The organism is Streptomyces sp. NPDC005266 (genome assembly GCF_040607655.1).
GTDB lineage: Bacteria > Actinomycetota > Actinomycetes > Streptomycetales > Streptomycetaceae > Streptomyces.
Genome location: NZ_JBEXHC010000021.1, coordinates 51,350 through 66,858, shown reverse-complemented (window position 1 = coordinate 66,858; position 15,509 = coordinate 51,350). Strand labels below are relative to the sequence as shown.

The 15,509-nt window shown below is 71.9% G+C and carries 14 protein-coding genes and 1 pseudogene; 6 read left to right on the top strand and 9 right to left on the bottom strand.

What is annotated here, in order from left to right; genetic code table 11:
• Positions 1-11: 11 nt before the first annotated feature.
• The 5 genes from ABZU99_RS28425 to ABZU99_RS28405 form a co-directional block, all read right to left on the bottom strand.
• Complete coding sequence (locus ABZU99_RS28425) at positions 12-1,016, bottom strand: hypothetical protein (RefSeq protein ID WP_356048966.1); 1,005 nt, start codon at positions 1,014-1,016, stop codon at positions 12-14.
• A gap of 207 nt (positions 1,017-1,223) precedes the next feature.
• Positions 1,224-2,390 carry an acyl-CoA dehydrogenase family protein gene (locus ABZU99_RS28420; RefSeq protein ID WP_355946258.1) on the bottom strand — a complete coding sequence of 389 codons (1,167 nt, stop codon included), beginning with the start codon at positions 2,388-2,390 and terminating at the stop codon, positions 1,224-1,226.
• Positions 2,391-2,393: 3 nt separating this feature from the next.
• Positions 2,394-3,314, bottom strand: coding sequence for a hydroxymethylglutaryl-CoA lyase (locus ABZU99_RS28415; protein ID WP_356049028.1), 921 nt, complete (start codon positions 3,312-3,314; stop codon positions 2,394-2,396).
• Between the two features lie 68 nt (positions 3,315-3,382).
• Complete coding sequence (locus ABZU99_RS28410) at positions 3,383-5,506, bottom strand: biotin carboxylase N-terminal domain-containing protein (protein ID WP_356048963.1); 2,124 nt, start codon at positions 5,504-5,506, stop codon at positions 3,383-3,385.
• A gap of 14 nt (positions 5,507-5,520) precedes the next feature.
• Positions 5,521-7,173 carry a carboxyl transferase domain-containing protein gene (locus ABZU99_RS28405; protein WP_356048961.1) on the bottom strand — a complete coding sequence of 551 codons (1,653 nt, stop codon included), beginning with the start codon at positions 7,171-7,173 and terminating at the stop codon, positions 5,521-5,523.
• Between the two features lie 97 nt (positions 7,174-7,270).
• Here ABZU99_RS28405 and ABZU99_RS28400 point away from each other — a divergent pair, with 97 nt between their 5' ends.
• From ABZU99_RS28400 to ABZU99_RS28390, 3 genes are all read left to right on the top strand, one after another.
• Positions 7,271-7,894, top strand: coding sequence for a TetR/AcrR family transcriptional regulator (locus ABZU99_RS28400; RefSeq protein ID WP_355946268.1), 624 nt, complete (start codon positions 7,271-7,273; stop codon positions 7,892-7,894).
• A 142-nt stretch (positions 7,895-8,036) separates the two neighbouring features.
• A complete protein-coding gene (locus ABZU99_RS28395; RefSeq protein WP_355946271.1) occupies positions 8,037-9,194 on the top strand; it encodes an acyl-CoA dehydrogenase family protein in 1,158 nt (385 codons plus the stop codon).
• Positions 9,195-9,259: 65 nt separating this feature from the next.
• Complete coding sequence (locus ABZU99_RS28390) at positions 9,260-10,150, top strand: acyl-CoA thioesterase II (protein WP_355946274.1); 891 nt, start codon at positions 9,260-9,262, stop codon at positions 10,148-10,150.
• 99 nt (positions 10,151-10,249) lie between these two features.
• Here the strand turns inward: ABZU99_RS28390 and ABZU99_RS28385 are convergent, their stop codons facing one another.
• The 3 genes and pseudogenes from ABZU99_RS28385 to ABZU99_RS28375 all read right to left on the bottom strand — a co-directional run bounded on the left by ABZU99_RS28385 (position 10,250) and on the right by ABZU99_RS28375 (position 11,911).
• Entirely contained in the window at positions 10,250-11,050 is an 801-nt protein-coding gene (locus tag ABZU99_RS28385; protein WP_355946277.1) for a phosphatase, read from the bottom strand.
• Between the two features lie 65 nt (positions 11,051-11,115).
• A pseudogene (locus ABZU99_RS28380) lies at positions 11,116-11,454 on the bottom strand (hypothetical protein); the annotation flags it as partial.
• A 253-nt stretch (positions 11,455-11,707) separates the two neighbouring features.
• Positions 11,708-11,911 (bottom strand): cold-shock protein, encoded by a 204-nt coding sequence (locus ABZU99_RS28375; protein WP_010986199.1) that lies wholly within the window; start codon positions 11,909-11,911, stop codon positions 11,708-11,710.
• A gap of 296 nt (positions 11,912-12,207) precedes the next feature.
• Between ABZU99_RS28375 and ABZU99_RS28370 the strand changes: the two genes are divergently transcribed.
• On the top strand, positions 12,208-12,507 hold the full coding sequence (locus tag ABZU99_RS28370; RefSeq protein ID WP_355946279.1) for an SCO5918 family protein: 300 nt from the start codon (positions 12,208-12,210) through the stop codon (positions 12,505-12,507).
• A 164-nt stretch (positions 12,508-12,671) separates the two neighbouring features.
• Entirely contained in the window at positions 12,672-13,658 is a 987-nt protein-coding gene (gene speB / locus ABZU99_RS28365; RefSeq protein ID WP_355946282.1) for an agmatinase, read from the top strand.
• A 98-nt stretch (positions 13,659-13,756) separates the two neighbouring features.
• Here the strand turns inward: speB and ABZU99_RS28360 are convergent, their stop codons facing one another.
• Entirely contained in the window at positions 13,757-14,320 is a 564-nt protein-coding gene (locus ABZU99_RS28360) for a DinB family protein (RefSeq protein ID WP_356050488.1), read from the bottom strand.
• Between the two features lie 99 nt (positions 14,321-14,419).
• On the opposite strand from ABZU99_RS28360, the gene ABZU99_RS28355 reads away from it, so the two are divergent.
• A complete protein-coding gene (locus ABZU99_RS28355) occupies positions 14,420-15,391 on the top strand; it encodes a YafY family protein (RefSeq protein WP_355946288.1) in 972 nt (323 codons plus the stop codon).
• Positions 15,392-15,509 lie beyond the last annotated feature (118 nt).

Sequence of the window (15,509 nt, the reverse complement as noted above, 5' to 3'; positions counted from 1 at the left end):
AGGAGCCGGGCTCAGTTGCTGGTGATGGTCGGAATGGCTGTCGGGGCCCGGACCGGGTCGAAGCGGAAGATCTGTCCCGTGTCGCCGGTGCGGCAGGGCAGCTGAAGCACCGGGGACCCGGCACGTTTCGAGCCGCCGGGCAGCGATACGCAGTCACCCGTGTGCAGGGGCCTGATCCGGTACCCGCGGACCGGCGTCGCGACCCGCTCGATACGGAACCGCTCGGCGGTGCCGCGGTGACCGCAGTAGTCGTCCATCATCTGGGCGCCTCCCTCGGAACTGCCGTGCCCCACGCCCAGACATCCATAGCCGAGGACCGGGTGGAGGGACCGGATCCGGTAGGTGGCGTCCTGCGCCCCCTCCAGGGCGTAGACCGGGACGCTGCTGCGGCAGTCGGACTGGAAGATATTGCCCCCGTCCTCGCTGTGGCGTTCGGACAGGCACAAGGAGGAGACGACCGAGCGGATGCGGTAGGTGCCGGGCGGGGGAGCGGTGGGGGTAGCAGAGGCCCCCGCACCGGTCTCCCGCGCCGATTGATCCTTGTCGCCGGACGTCATCGCGATCACGAGGGACGCGCCGGCCACGGCCAACAGCGCGAGCACCGCCCCGACCAGCCGGCCACGCGGCACGCTCCGGCGCGCTCGCGGCGAGGGGCCCGGCCGTGTGTCGTCGGCGGTAGGGCTCTTGGGGCCGCCGGATGCCGGGTGGGCCTGGTCGGCGCGGCTCTCCAGGGCGCGGCCCGCGGCGATGTCGTTCCGGACGTCCAGCCATTCCCCGGCCCGGGTCTCCTCCCCACATGCCCGGAGGAATGCCATCAGCGTCTCGGCGCGCGGCAAGGCGTCCTGACGTAACGCATCGGCCAAGGTGCTGCGCGCCAGCACATCGCCACGATCGGCCGCACGCTTCTCCAACTGCCGATACGTCAGTCCCGATCTCTCTTTGAGCTGCCGCATCAGCGCGACGAATTCGGCGGCGGTGCGCGCCGAGCGCGGCTCCGGTTCCCCCTGGGTCCCCATGCCCGACATCCTCGCGGGCACGGCGTCGGGTGACAACGCCCTTTCACGCCTCTCCCACGGCGGGTGCCCGGCGTCCGGACACGGCCCCGGACACCCCGCCGACCAGGCCGGACAGTTACGGCGCACCGGACAGTCACGGCGCAGTGCGGTCAGCTCGCGAAGCGCAGCTCCCTGGCGGTCAGCTCGCGAAGCTCAGTTCCCTGGCGGTCAGCTCGCGAAGCCCAGCTCCCTGGCGATCAGCATCCGCTGGACCTCGCTCGTGCCCTCGCCGATCTCCAGGATCTTGGAGTCCCGCCACATCCGGGCCACCGGATACTCGTTCATGAAGCCGTAGCCGCCGTGGATCTGGGTCGCCTCACGGGCGTTGGTCACCGCCACCTCGGAGGAGTAGAGCTTCGCGATGGCCGCCTCCTTCTTGAAGGGCTCACCCATCACCAGTCGGGAGGCCGCGTCACGCCAGGCCACTCGGGCCATATGGGCGCGCATCTCCATGTCCGCGATCTTGAACTGGATGGACTGGTTGGCGCCGATGGGGCGGCCGAACGCCTCGCGGGTCTTCGCATACGGCACCGACTCGTCCACACAGCCCTGGGCGAGCCCGGTGGCCAGCGCGGAGATCGCGATCCGGCCCTCGTCGAGAATCCGCAGGAACTGGGCGTAGCCGCGGCCCGTCTCGCCCAGGAGATTGGCGGCCGGGACCCGGCAGTCGGCGAAGGACAGCTCACGGGTGTCCGACGCGTTCCACCCCACCTTGGAGTAGGGGGCGCCGACGGTGAAGCCGGGGGTGCCGGACGGGACGATGATCGAGGAGATCAGCGGGCGGCCGTCGGCCGTGCGGTCGGTGACGGCGGTGACGGTGACCAGGGCCGTGATGTCCGTACCGGAGTTGGTGATGAAGCACTTGGTGCCGTTGATCACCCACTCGCCGGTCGCCTCGTCCAGCCGCGCCGTCGTCCGGGTGGCGCCCGCGTCCGAGCCGCCGCCCGGCTCGGTCAGACCGAACGCGCCCAGGGTCTCGCCGGAGCACAGCCCCGGCAGCCATCGCCGCTTCTGCTCCTCCGTGCCGTAGAGGAAGATCGGCATCGCGCCGAGCGAGACCCCGGCCTCCAGGGTGATCGCCACGGAGGAGTCCACTCGGGCCAGCTCCTCAAGGGCGAGGCAGAGCGCGAAATAGTCGCCGCCCATGCCGCCGTATTCCTCGGGGAAGGGCAGCCCGAACAGGCCCATCCGGCCCATCTCGCGGATGATCTCGTACGGGAACTCATGGTGCTCCCAGTACTCCCCGATCTTCGGGGCGACCACATCATGCGCGAACGCCTCGACGGTGCGCCGCAGTTCCTCGTGTTCGGTGGAGAGTCGGTGGTCGATCGGCATGTCTTACGTCTCCTTCTGGGAGAGTGCGCGGACGGTGCGGGAGGGACTGGGTCGCCCCAGGTGCCGGGCCATCCACACGCTGGTCGCGGTGAGACGGCCGATGTCGACCCCGGTCTCGATGCCGAGGCCGTCGAGCATCCACACGAGGTCTTCGGTGGCGAGATTGCCGGTGGCGCTCTTCGCGTACGGGCAGCCGCCGAGACCCCCGGCGGAGGCGTCGACGGTGGTCACGCCGTGCTGCAGCGCCGCGAGGGTGTTGGCGAGCGCCTGGCCGTAGGTGTCGTGGAAGTGCACGGCGAGGCGGTCGGTGGGGACGCCCGCCTCATTGAGCGTGGCCAGCAGCTCCCGCACATGGCCGGGCGTGGCGACGCCGATGGTGTCGCCGAGGCTGATCTCGTCGCACCCCATGTCGAGGAGGCGGCGGCTGACCGAGACGGTCTGCGAGATCGGGACCGGCCCCTCCCACGGGTCGCCGAAGCACATCGACAGATAGCCGCGCACCCTCACCCCCGCCTCGCGGGCCCGGGCGACCACCGGCTGGAACATCTCGAGCGCCTCGTCCACCGTCCGGTTGAGGTTGGCCTTGGCGAAGGACTCCGTCGCGCTGCCGAAGACGGCGATCTCCCGCGCCCCGAGCGCCAGCGCCCGCTCGAGCCCGCGCGCGTTGGGCACCAGCACGGGCAGCCGGGCCTCCACATCGTCGATCAGCGACATCAGCTCCTCGGCGTCCGCCAGTTGGGGCACCCAGGCGGGGTGGACGAAGCTGGTGGCCTCGATGGTGGTGAGACCGGCCTCGGCGAGCCGCCGGATGAACTCCGCCTTGACGGCGACCGGTACGAGCGCCTTCTCGTTCTGCAGGCCGTCCCGCGGGCCCACCTCGTGGATACGGACCCGGGCGGGCAGCCCCGGGGCGGGGACCGTCATGGGCAGCCGGCCGGGGCCGCCGGGGCCGCCCAGTCCGCCGGGGCCGTTGAGGGCGTCGGGCTGGGACATCACTCCCCCTCCTCGGGCGTCGTCTCCCGCGGGGTGACGACCGCCAGCAACTGATCCATGGCGACCGTGCTGCCGGGTCTCACATCGAGCTCGGTGACGGTGCCGTCGTGCGGGGCGGAGATGAGGTGCTCCATCTTCATCGCCTCGACCACCACCAGGCCCTGACCGGCGGTGACCTCATCGCCGACGGCCGCCTTGACGACGGTGACGGTGCCGGGCATCGGCGCGGTCAGCTCCCCGGCGTGCGCGGCTGCCGCCCCGCCGCGCAGCGCCTCGCCGACCGGGTCATGGCCGACCACGCGCCAGGCATCCCCGCCCTGCCCCAGCCAATGGCTCGCGCCGTCCGGAACGTGCCGGAAGCGGTGGGTGACCCCGCCGAGATCCAGCAGCACAGTGCCCCCGCCCAACTCCCGGAGCCGCGCCCGCACGACCACGCCCCTCGGCGCGTCCTCGTCCGCCCGCTCGATCAGCAGCTCGGCGTCGTGTGCGCGGCCGCGCACGCGGACCGTCACCGGGGCGTGGCCGGGGACCCGGAGCCGGTGCACGGTCCAGGCGGGCTCGCCGCCGAGCCGCCAGCCGGTCGGTACGGAGAACGGATCGACCCAGACGGCCGCCGCCCGGGCGCCCGGGCCGGGGCCGCCGGGCTCCGGCCGCGCGCCGGATCCGACCGGCTCCAGCGCCGCCTGGCGCAGAAGCGCCGCCGCCGCGTGCACCTCGTCCCCTGTCGCCGACGGGACCAGCGACGCGGCGGCACGGTCGACCAGGCCGGTGTCCAGGTCGCCCGAGACGACATCGGGGTGGGCGGCCAGCCGGCGCAGGAAGCCCGCGTTGGTGTCCACACCGAGCACGCTCAGGGAGCCGAGGGCGGCGCGCAGCCGGCGCAGGGCCGTGGGGCGGTCGGGGCCATGGGCGATGACCTTGGCGAGCATCGGGTCGTACACCGTGCCGACCTCCGTGCCCGCGCTCAGCCCGGAGTCGACGCGCACCCCCTCGCCCACCGGCTCGTCGAGCGCCAGCACCGTGCCCGCCGAGGGCAGGAAGTCCGTCCGGCCGTCGGCCGCCGCTCGGGCGGTCTCCGCGCAGATACGGGCCTCCACCGCATGACCGCTGAAGCCGATGTCGTCCTGTGCGTACGGCAGCGGCTCGCCGGCGGCGATGCGCAGCTGCCACTCCACCAGGTCGAGACCGCCCTGCCCCGCGATCGACACGGCCAGCTCGGTGACCGGATGCTCGACCTGGAGGCGGGTGTTCATCTCCATGAAGCAATACGCGGACGGGTCGGCGCCCGGCACGATGAACTCCACCGTGCCCGCCCCCACATACCCGCAGGAGCGCGCCGCCTGCACCGCGGCTTCGCCCATCACGGCCCGGACGGCATCGTCCAGCAGCGGGCTGGGCGCCTCCTCGATGATCTTCTGGTGGCGACGCTGGAGCGAGCACTCGCGCTCGCCGAGGTGGACGACCCGGCCATGGCCGTCGGCCAGCACCTGGATCTCGATATGGCGGGGCCGGTCGATCCACCGCTCCACCAGCAGCGTGTCATCGCCGAACGCGCCGCGTGCCTCACGCCGCGCGGCCGCGATCTCGTCCGCGAGCAGCGTCTCGTCCCGCACCAGCCGCATGCCCTTGCCGCCGCCGCCCGCCGAGGGCTTGAGCAGCACCGGGGTGCCGATCTCCCGGGCGGCGTCGATGAGTTGAGCGTCGGTCAGCCCGCTGCCGGTGGAACCGGGCACCACCGGCACCCCGGCGGCCCGCACGGTCTCCTTGGCGCGGATCTTGTCGCCCATCAGCTCGATGGCCCTGGCGGGCGGGCCGATGAAGACGAGCCCGGCGTCGGCGCAGGCGCGGGCGAAGACCGCGTTCTCCGCGAGGAAGCCGTAGCCGGGGTGGACGGCCTGGGCGCCGGTGCGCGCCGCGGCGTCCAGCAGCCGCTCGATGGACAGATAGCTCTCGGCGGCGGAGGCGGGGCCGAGACGGACGGCGGTGTCGGCCTCCCGCACATGCCGGGCGTCCGCGTCGGCGTCGCTGTAGACGGCGACGGAGCGCACCCCGAGCCGTCGCAGGGTGCGGATGACCCGCACGGCGATCTCACCGCGGTTGGCCACCAGGACTGTGTCGAACATCGGGTGCATCCCCCTCACATCCGGAAGACGCCGTAGCCGGGCGCCGCGGGCTCCTTGGACATGCGGTCGGGCAGCGGCGCGCTCGCGCACGCGGTGAGGGCGAGGCCGAGCACCGTACGGGTCTCCAGGGGGTCGATCACACCGTCGTCCCACAGCCGGGCCGTGGCGTAATAGGCGTTGCCCTGCGTCTCGTACTGCTCGCGGACCGGCCCCCGGAACGCCTCCTCGTCCTCGGCGCTCCAGGTCTCGCCGCGCGCCTCCAGCTGATCGCGCTTGACGGTCGCGAGGACGGAGGCGGCCTGCTCGCCGCCCATGACCGAGATCTTGGCGTTGGGCCACATCCACAGGAAGCGCGGCGAATAGGCGCGGCCGCACATGGAGTAATTGCCCGCGCCGTACGAACCGCCGACCACCACCGTCAGCTTGGGGACACGGGTGCAGGCCACCGCGGTCACCATCTTGGCGCCGTGCTTGGCGATCCCGCCCGCCTCATAGCTGCGGCCGACCATGAAGCCCGAGATGTTCTGCAGGAAGACCAGGGGGATGCCGCGCTGGTCGCACAGCTCGATGAAGTGGGCGCCCTTCTGGGCCGATTCGGAGAACAGGATGCCGTTGTTGGCGACGATGCCCACGGGGTGGCCCATGATCCGCGCGAAGCCGGTGACCAGCGTCGTCCCGAAGTCGGCCTTGAACTCGGAGAAGCGCGAGCCGTCCACCACCCGCGCGATCACCTCTCGCACGTCGTACGGGGTCCGCGAGTCCGTAGGAACCGCCCCGTAGAGCCCCGCGGGGTCCACCGCGGGCTCCTCGGAGGGCGTCACCGGCCAGGGCGGCGACCCCTGCTGTGCGGGGGACCGCGGCAGGGTGGAGACGATGGAGCGGACGATCCGCAGCGCGTGCGCGTCGTCCTCCGCGAGATGGTCGGTGACCCCCGAGATCCGGGAGTGGACCTCGCCGCCGCCGAGCTCCTCGGCCGTGACGACCTCTCCGGTGGCCGCCTTCACCAAGGGCGGCCCGCCCAGGAAGATCGTGCCCTGTCCGCGCACGATCACGGCCTCGTCGCTCATCGCCGGGACATACGCCCCGCCCGCCGTGCAGGATCCCAGCACCGCCGCCACCTGCGGAATCCCGGCGCCCGACATCCGTGCCTGGTTGTAGAAGATCCGCCCGAAGTGATCGCGGTCGGGGAAGACCTCGTCCTGCATGGGCAGGAAGGCGCCGCCGGAGTCGACCAGATAGACGCACGGCAGCCGGTTCTCCAGCGCGACCTCCTGGGCGCGCAGATGCTTCTTCACCGTCATCGGGTAGTACGTGCCGCCCTTGACCGTGGCGTCATTGGCGACCACGACCACCTCGCGGCCCGCGACCCGCCCGATCCCGGCGATCACCCCCGCCGCCGGGGCCTGCCCCTCGTACATCCCGTCGGCCGCGAGCGGCGCCAGCTCCAGGAACGGCGAGCCCGGGTCCAGCAGGGTGTCCACCCGGTCGCGCGGCAGCAGCTTGCCGCGCGCGGTGTGCCGGGCCCGCGCCTTCTCACCGCCGCCCAGCCGCGCCGCGGCGAGCTTCTCGCGCAGCCGCGCGGCCAGCTCACGGTGCGCGACCTCATTCGCCTTCCAGGCGTCGGACGCCGGGTCGGCGCCGCTGCGCAGCGCCGGTGCCTGCTCCATGGCCACGAGCCCCCTTGCACGATCGCGAGGTTAATAATCGTTAACCCGTTCCCGTCCAGGTTAACGACCACTAACGTCGCTGTCTAGAATTGATTTCATGAGTACCCACGCCCCGGCGCCCACCCGCCGTGAACAGATCCTCAAGGAGGCCGCGCGCCTCTTCGCCGAGCGCGGCTTCCATGGCGTCGGCGTCGACGAGATAGGCGCGGCGGTCGGCATCAGCGGCCCCGGCCTCTACCGCCACTTCCCCGGCAAGGAGGCGATGCTGGCCGAGTTGCTCGTCGGCATCAGCGGCCGGCTGCTGACCGGCGGCAAGCGGCGCGCCGCCGGGGAGGAGGGTGCCGAGCGCAGCCCCGCCGAGGTGCTGGACTCGCTGATCGAGGGCCATATCGACTTCGCTCTCGACGACCGCCCGCTGATCGTCCTCCACGACCGCGAGCTCGACCGGCTCCGCGACTCCGACCGCAAGCTGGTGCGCTCGCTCCAGCGGCAGTACGTGGAGCTGTGGGTCGAGGTCGTGCGGAAGGTCTATCCGGACCTCTCCGAGGCCGCGGCCCGCGCCTCGGTCCACGCCGTCTTCGGGCTCCTCAACTCCACCCCTCACCTCGGCCGCCCCGGCGCCCTCCCGGGGCGGGCGGCCACCGCCGCCCTGCTGCACCGTCTGGCGCTCGGCGCCTTCGCCGCCGCCCAGGGTCCGGACGGCGCTGGACAGCCCCGGTGACTCACGGGTAGCTTTCGCTGAGCAAACGCTTAGGTGGATCCTGTCAAGCGGGTACCGCCAAGCCATCGATCGAGGAACCACAAAGGCGATCGGCCGCGTCCGCCAGAGCGCGGCGGCGGATGGCCGCAAGGAGGGGTTGGCGATGCGTCGCACGGTGTTCAACGAGGACCACGAGGCGTTCCGGGAGACCATCCGCGACTTCATCGCGGCCGAGGTCGTGCCGTACTACGACGAGTGGCGGGAGGCCGGCCAGGCCCCGCGCGACTTCTACAAGAAACTGGGCGAGCTGGGCGTCTTCGGCATCGAGGTCCCCGAGGAGTACGGCGGCGCGGGCGAGACCAGCTTCAAGTTCAACGCGATCATCACCGAGGAGTGCGCCCGGGCCGGGGTCAGCTTCGGCGGCAGCAGCGTGCACACCGCGCTGTGCCTGCCGTACATCCTCAAGTACGCCAACGAGGAGCAGAAGCGGCGCTGGCTGCCCTCCTTCGTCTCCGGCGACCTGATGACCGCCATCGCCATGACCGAGCCGGGCACCGGCTCCGACCTGGCGGGCATGAAGACCACCGCCAAGCTCTCCGAGGACGGCACCCACTACGTCCTCAACGGCGCCAAGACCTTCATCACCGGCGGCGTGCTCGCCGACCGCGTGCTGGTATGCGCCCGTACCGCCCCCGCCACCCCCGAGGACCGCCGGGGCGGCATATCCATCCTCGTCGTGGACACCAGGAGCGAAGGCTACGCGGTCGGCCGCAAGCTGGAGAAGCTGGGGCTGAAGACCTCCGACACCGCCGAGCTCTCCTTCACCGACGTCAAGGTGCCGGTGGAGGACCTGCTGGGCGAGGAGGGCAAGGCGTTCGGCTACCTCGCCCACAACCTCCCGCAGGAGCGGCTCGGCATCGCCGTCGGCGCGTACGCCCAGTCCGCCGCGGCCGTCGAGTTCGCCAAGACCTATGTCCAGGACCGCACCGTCTTCGGCAAGTCGGTGGCGTCCTTCCAGAACACCAAGTTCGTGCTGGCCGACTGCAAGTCCGAGGTGGACGCGATGCAGGCGGTCGTGGACCGGGCGCTGGACGCGCACGACGCCGGGGAGCTGAGCGCCGCCGACGCCGCGTCCGCGAAGCTCTTCACCACCGAGCGCGCCGCCGTCGTCATCGACAAGTGCCTCCAGCTGCACGGCGGTTACGGCTACATGATGGAGTACCCGATCGCCCGGCTGTTCGGGGACACCCGGGTCAGCCGCATCTACGGCGGCACCAGCGAGGTCATGCGGTCGATCATCGCGAAGGCGATGGGCCTGTGATGGTCATTGCGACCATCCCCGTCGGCAATCCCGCCGCAATACAGGTCTGCAAGACTGCTTGAACCATGAATGACGCACTTGAGCGCCTGCTCGATCTGCTCGACCTCGAGCAGATCGAGCAGGACATCTTCCGCGGCACCAGTGACGCCGCACCTCTCGTACCGCGGGTCTTCGGCGGTCAGGTCGCCGCTCAGGCCCTGGTCGCCGCGGGACGTACCGTCCCCGACGACCGCTCCGCGCACTCGCTGCACGCGTACTTCCTGCGGCCCGGCGACCCAGGGGCGCCCATCGTCTACACCGTGGACCGGATCCGCGACGGCCACTCCTTCACCACCCGCCGGGTGGTGGCCGTCCAGCACGGGCAGCCGATCTTCCATCTCTCGGCCTCCTTCCAGCTGTACGAGGAGGGCCTTGAGCACCAGGAGCAGATGCCGGAGGTGCCCGACCCGCTCTCCCTGCCCACCGCCAAGGAGCTGCTGCCCCGCTACGAGCACCTCTTCATCGGGCCGGGGGTGACCGAGCGGATGCTCAAGGCACGGGAAGCCGTCGATCTGCGGTATGTGGACGATCCGCCGTTCGCCAGCGTCGGGCAGCCGCGTGAGCCGAAGTCGCAGGTTTGGTTCCGGACCAACGGCAAACTGGACGGCGCCGCCGACGACCCCCTGCTCCACGTCTGCCTGGCGACCTACGTCTCCGACATGACGCTGCTGGACTCGATACTCCTCGCCCATGGCCGTGGCGGCTGGGCGGTCGGCGACATCGTCGGCGCCAGCCTCGACCACGCCATGTGGTTCCACCGGCCGTTCCGGGTGGACGACTGGCTGCTGTACGACCAGGAGAGCCCGTCCGCCTCGGGAGGCCGCGGGCTCGCCAAGGGCCGTATCTTCACCGCCGACGGGCGGCTGGCCGTCTCCGTGATCCAGGAGGGAGTCATGCGGGTGCCGCGCGAGAAGTGAGCGCGGCGGGCCGGACGGTCCGGCCGGACGGTGATCCGGCCTGGGGCCGTCCCGGAACGGCGGGCCGGGGACGGCGGTCCGGCCCGCGGCGAGGGCGCGTCAGAACTGGGCCGTCAGCCCCGCCGCGTCCAGTAGATAGGCCGTCATCGGCGCGTAGAACCGCGGATTGGTGACATGGTCGTCCAGCGGCACCACCGCCGCCAGCGTCCCCTCGGCCTCGCCGAGGAAGAGCGCCGGGTCATTGCAGTCCGCGTAGCCGACCGCGTCGATGCCCCGCTGTCCCGCGCACCCCGCCCAGCCGTGGTCGGCGACCACCAGATCGGGCAGCGGCCGCCCCTCGCGGGCCAGCCCGTCCAGAATCGCGGCCATGGGGGCGGGGGAGTGGGTGTGCCACAGCGTGGCGCCCCGCTCCAGCATCGCCACATCGCAGAACTGGAAGACGTACCCCTCGTCCGCCTCCAGCCCGCCCGGGATCTCCACGATCTCGCACCCCGCCGCGCCGAGCGCCGCCGCCGTGGCCCGGTGCACCTCCAGCAGCCCGCCCGGATGCCCGGTGGCGAACAGCACCCGCTCCTGCGCCTCCGCGGCCTTCCGTAGTACGGACGCCATCCGGTCCAGCGCGCCGACCGTCAGCTCCGGGTCGATCGTGTCCTGCCCCGAGCGGTGCCCGGGGTCGTCGACCACCCCGCACCGCTCCGCCATGACCGCCAGCACATCCTGCTCATCGGTCCAGCGGTCGCCCAACTCCAGGCCGAGCCAGTAGTGGCGGTCGCCGTTCGCGAGCTTGCGGTAGTGGGAGAGGTTGTTCTCCCGGGGGGTGGCGACGTCGCCCGCGATCCGCGTACGGATGAGATGGTCGATCAGTTCGGCACGGCTGGGCACGGTACTGGGTATCGGCATGTCGCCCATTGTCTCCCCTGCGGCCGGGGAATGGGGGCATCCCCCGCGCGCCGGGCATGGCACGATCATGACGACTTTCGGGGGCTCGCCGACCGGGCCCGGCGTCCGGGCCGGCGGCTACGGGCAGGGCGACGAGCGGCCTCACCGCCGCGGCGCGCCTGCGGGGGCGCGGACGCGGGCGCGCTGATGGTCACGGGGACACCGGACGGATCCCGGGCCCCGGTGATCCGGGTGAGTTCGGCGTCCTCGGAGTGGACCCGGGCGGTTCGCGGGGTGACGCCCGCGTCGGCGAGTAGCCGGACCATCGCACGGCGCTGGTCCGGGGTGACCAGCGTCACGACGCTGCCCGAGCCGCCCGCCCGGGCGGTCCGGCCGCCACGGTGCAGATAGTCCTTGTGGTCCGCGTGGTCCGCGTGGTCCGCGTGGTCCGCGTGGTCCGCGTGGTCCGCGTGGTGCCGGGCGGCAGGGCGAATTCGTCCCCGCCGGCGGAGCGCCGGCGGTCAGGGACGGTGGAACGGGAGTGCGCGGGTTTCCCACGGGACGAACGGGTGGAGCGGCTCAAGGCGGTGCCTTCTGATAGGCGGTCTGCAGAAGCGGACACAAGCCGGGGCCCGCACCTCGTGAGGTGCGGGCCCCGGCTTGTGAGAGGCGCTGCGATCAGGCGGGAACGATGTTCTCCGCCTGCGGGCCCTTCTGGCCCTGGGTGACGTCGAAGGTCACCTTCTGGCCCTCCTGCAGCTCACGGAAGCCCTGGGTGGCGATGTTCGAGTAGTGGGCGAAGACGTCGGCGCCGCCGCCGTCCTGCTCGATGAAGCCGAAGCCCTTTTCCGCGTTGAACCACTTAACGGTGCCAGTAGCCATGTCCTTCTCCTTCAAAATAGGGGCAGAGCCGAAATACGCGGGAGCGCATCCCGTGTCGCCGCAATGTCCCCATCCGGAAATGACCGGCGAAACAAAAAAATGCACCTGAGGGCTACATACCGTCAGGCGCACACAGAGTTCATGGGTACCAAAACTGCAACTGACGAGGACTCTATCACGGGGGTGGTGGAACGGGGGGTACCGGGCGGGCGAATTTTTCCGCTGAGCTGTCGCTTCCCGCTTCGAGGTGTGGCACGCTGGCGATTCCGGCTCCCTTCTCTCCCCGTTGAGGCACTATGCGCTGCATCATCGCCAATTTCGCCTTCGATCTGACCGCGAGCGAGGTGACGGACGCGATGAGCGGTATCAGCCCCGAGCCGATCACCGGTCCGTCGGTCCGGATCGGCCGCCGCACGTATCCGGTCAAGCAGGTCGGGGCGGTGATCACTCGTCAGGACCGCCGTGACTTCACGGCGGGCGAGGTGACCCGGGCCATGCAGCGCCTCGGCTTCACCTGCCATCCGGCGCCCGCTCCCACGGCCCCCGACCCCGTCGAGACCGCCTCCGAGCTCCTGGGCAGGTCGACGGACGGCTGACGCGCGCAGGGGCGCCTCGCGAGGGGCGAGCGCGGATGCCCGCGGACGGGAGCGCGGGGCGGCGGAGGGGCCCTGGGGACATGGACGAGGTGTCCAAATGAGCGACCCCGGGGACTCGGGATCGTATATGTGGATGATCGCCGGGACTGCCTACGCTCGACCCCATGACCACTGCACCGCGCACTCCCTCCGCCACCCCCGTCGGCCCCGTCGACTCCTCCCGCATCCCGCGCTACGCAGGCCCCGCGACCTTCGCGCGGCTGCCGCGCGTCGACGAGGTCGGCGGCCGCGCGGACGTCGCCGTGGTCGGCGTGCCCTTCGACACCGGCGTCTCCTACCGCCCCGGCGCCCGCTTCGGTGGCAACGCCATCCGCGAGGCGTCCCGGCTGCTGCGCCCGTACAACCCTGCCCAGGACGCCTCCCCCTTCGCCCTCGCGCAGGTCGCCGACGCCGGTGACATCGCCGCCAACCCCTTCAACATCAACGAGGCCGTCGAGACCATCCAGGGCGCTGCGGACGAGCTTTTGGACACCGGCGCCCGGCTGATGACCCTCGGTGGCGACCACACCATCGCCCTCCCGCTGCTGCGCTCCGTGGCCCGCAAGCACGGCCCGGTCGCCCTGCTCCACTTCGACGCCCACCTGGACACCTGGGACACCTACTTCGGCGCCGAGTACACCCATGGCACGCCCTTCCGGCGCGCGGTCGAGGAGGGCATCCTCGACACCTCCGCCCTCTCGCATGTCGGTACCCGCGGTCCGCTGTACGGAAAGAAGGACCTCACCGACGACGAGAAGCTGGGCTTCGGCATCGTCACCTCCGCCGACGTCTACCGGCGCGGCGCCGACGAGGTCGCCGACCAGCTGCGCCAGCGCATCGGGGACCGCCCGCTGTACATCTCCATCGACATCGACTGCCTCGACCCGGCCCACGCCCCCGGCACCGGCACCCCCGAGGCGGGCGGCCTGACCTCCCGCGAGCTGCTGGAGATCCTGCGCGGGCTGGCCTCCTGCCATCTGGTCTCCGCCGACCTGGTCGAGGTCGCCCCGGCCTACGACCACGCGGAGATCACCTCCGTGGCCGCCTCCCACGCGGCGTACGAGCTCACCACGATCATGGCCCGCCAGATCGCCGCGTCGCGGGACGCCTGAGCACCGTCGCCGGACGCCTGAGCGCTGACGGAGCAGGCGAGGGGGAGCGCGAACGGATTGCCGTTCGCGCTCCCCCTCGCCCTTCCCCGGCCCGTTGGTCAGCCCATGGTCTTGGCTCCGTCCAGGGACTCGCGAATGATGTCCGCGTGGCCGGCGTGCTGGGCGGTCTCGGCGATGATGTGCATCGCCACGCGTCGGACCGACCACCGCGCGCCGGGCTCGAACCACGGAGCCTTCGGCAGCGGCTGGGAGGCGCCCAGGTCGGGCACAGTGGCGATCAGCTCGTCGGTCCGGCGGGCCGTCTCGGCGTAGTCCGCCAGCACACCGGCCAGCGTCTCACCCGGCAGCAGCCGGAACTCGTCGGCCCGCCGGGCCCAGTCGGCCTCCGTCATGGCGGTGAAGTCGCCCATCGCCACCGGGCCCTCCTGGATGAAGGCCACCCAGTGTCGTTCGACCGAGGTAACGTGCTTGATCAGGCCGCCGAGGCACAGCTCGCTGGCGGTGGTCCGCTGCCCGGCCTGCTCGTCGGTGAGGTCGCGGGTGGTGAACCGCAGGAAGTGCCGCTGCTTGGTCAGTATCGCCAGCAGATCGGCGCGCTCGCCGGTGGCCGCGGTGGCGTCGGCCGGGCTTTTGCCCTCGGTGGTCAGCTCGTCAACGGTCATGGCTCCCGCCCTTTCGTATGTTCCCGTCCGTCGGTCAACGACCACGCTAGGGACCATTGCGGTCAGTTTCTGACCGCAATGGGCGGGAGAATCGGGGGCATGGCGAACACGAGCACCCGGACGCTGCGGCTGTTGTCCCTGCTCCAGACCCACCGGTACTGGCCGGGTACCGAACTGGCCGAGCGGCTGGACGTCTCCGTACGCACCCTGCGCCGGGACGTCGACCGGCTGCGCGAGCTGGGCTATCCGGTGGAAGCGCAGCGCGGCGTCGACGGCGGCTACCAGCTCGCCGCGGGCGCGGCACTGCCGCCGCTGGTGATCGACGACGAGGAGGCGGTCGCCCTGGCCGTGGGGCTGCAGACCGCCGCGCAGGGGGCGGTGGAGGGCATCGCCGAGTCCTCCGTCCGGGTGCTGGCCAAGGTGGCGCAGGTGATGCCTGCCCGGCTGCGGCGCCGGGTCGAGGCGCTGCGCGCGATGACCGTGCCCGCCGACTGGGGCGGCGGCCCGGCGCGGGCGGGCGTCGACCCGGGCGTGCTCACCACGGTCGCGCTGGCCTGCCGGGACAGCGAACACCTCCGCTTCTCCTACACCGCGGCCGACGGCAAGCGCACCGACCGGCATGTCGAACCGCATCGGCTGGTCTGTCTCGGCCGTCGCTGGTACCTGGTCGCCTACGACCTCGTCCGGCACGACTGGCGCAGCTTCCGGGCCGACCGGCTCACCGCGCCGCAGGGCACCGGCTCCCGGTTCCGGCCGCGCGAGCTGCCCGCCGCCGACGCCGCCGAGTTCATCCGCACCAGCCTGGGCAGCCTGCCGCGCCCGTACCAGGTGGAGGTCCTGGTCGATGCCCCGGCCGCGACGGCGCGCGAACGGATCGGCCGGTGGAGCACGGTCGAGGCGGTGGACGCCGCGCACTGCCGGGTGCGCATGACCGTCGACTCCCTGGACTGGCCGGTCATGGCGCTGGGCGTGGTCGGCGCCGACTTCCGCGTCATCAACCCGCCCGAATTGGCCGACCGCATCCGCGACTGGGGCGCCCGGTTCAGCCGCGCCGGCCGGGGCATGCCGTAGGACTCAGGCTTGGGCGTCCCTGGGGCGCCCGGTTCAGCCGCGCCGGCCGGGGCATGCCGTAGGACTCAGGCTTGGGCGTCCCTGGGGCGCCCGGTTCAGCCGCGCCGGCCGGGGCACG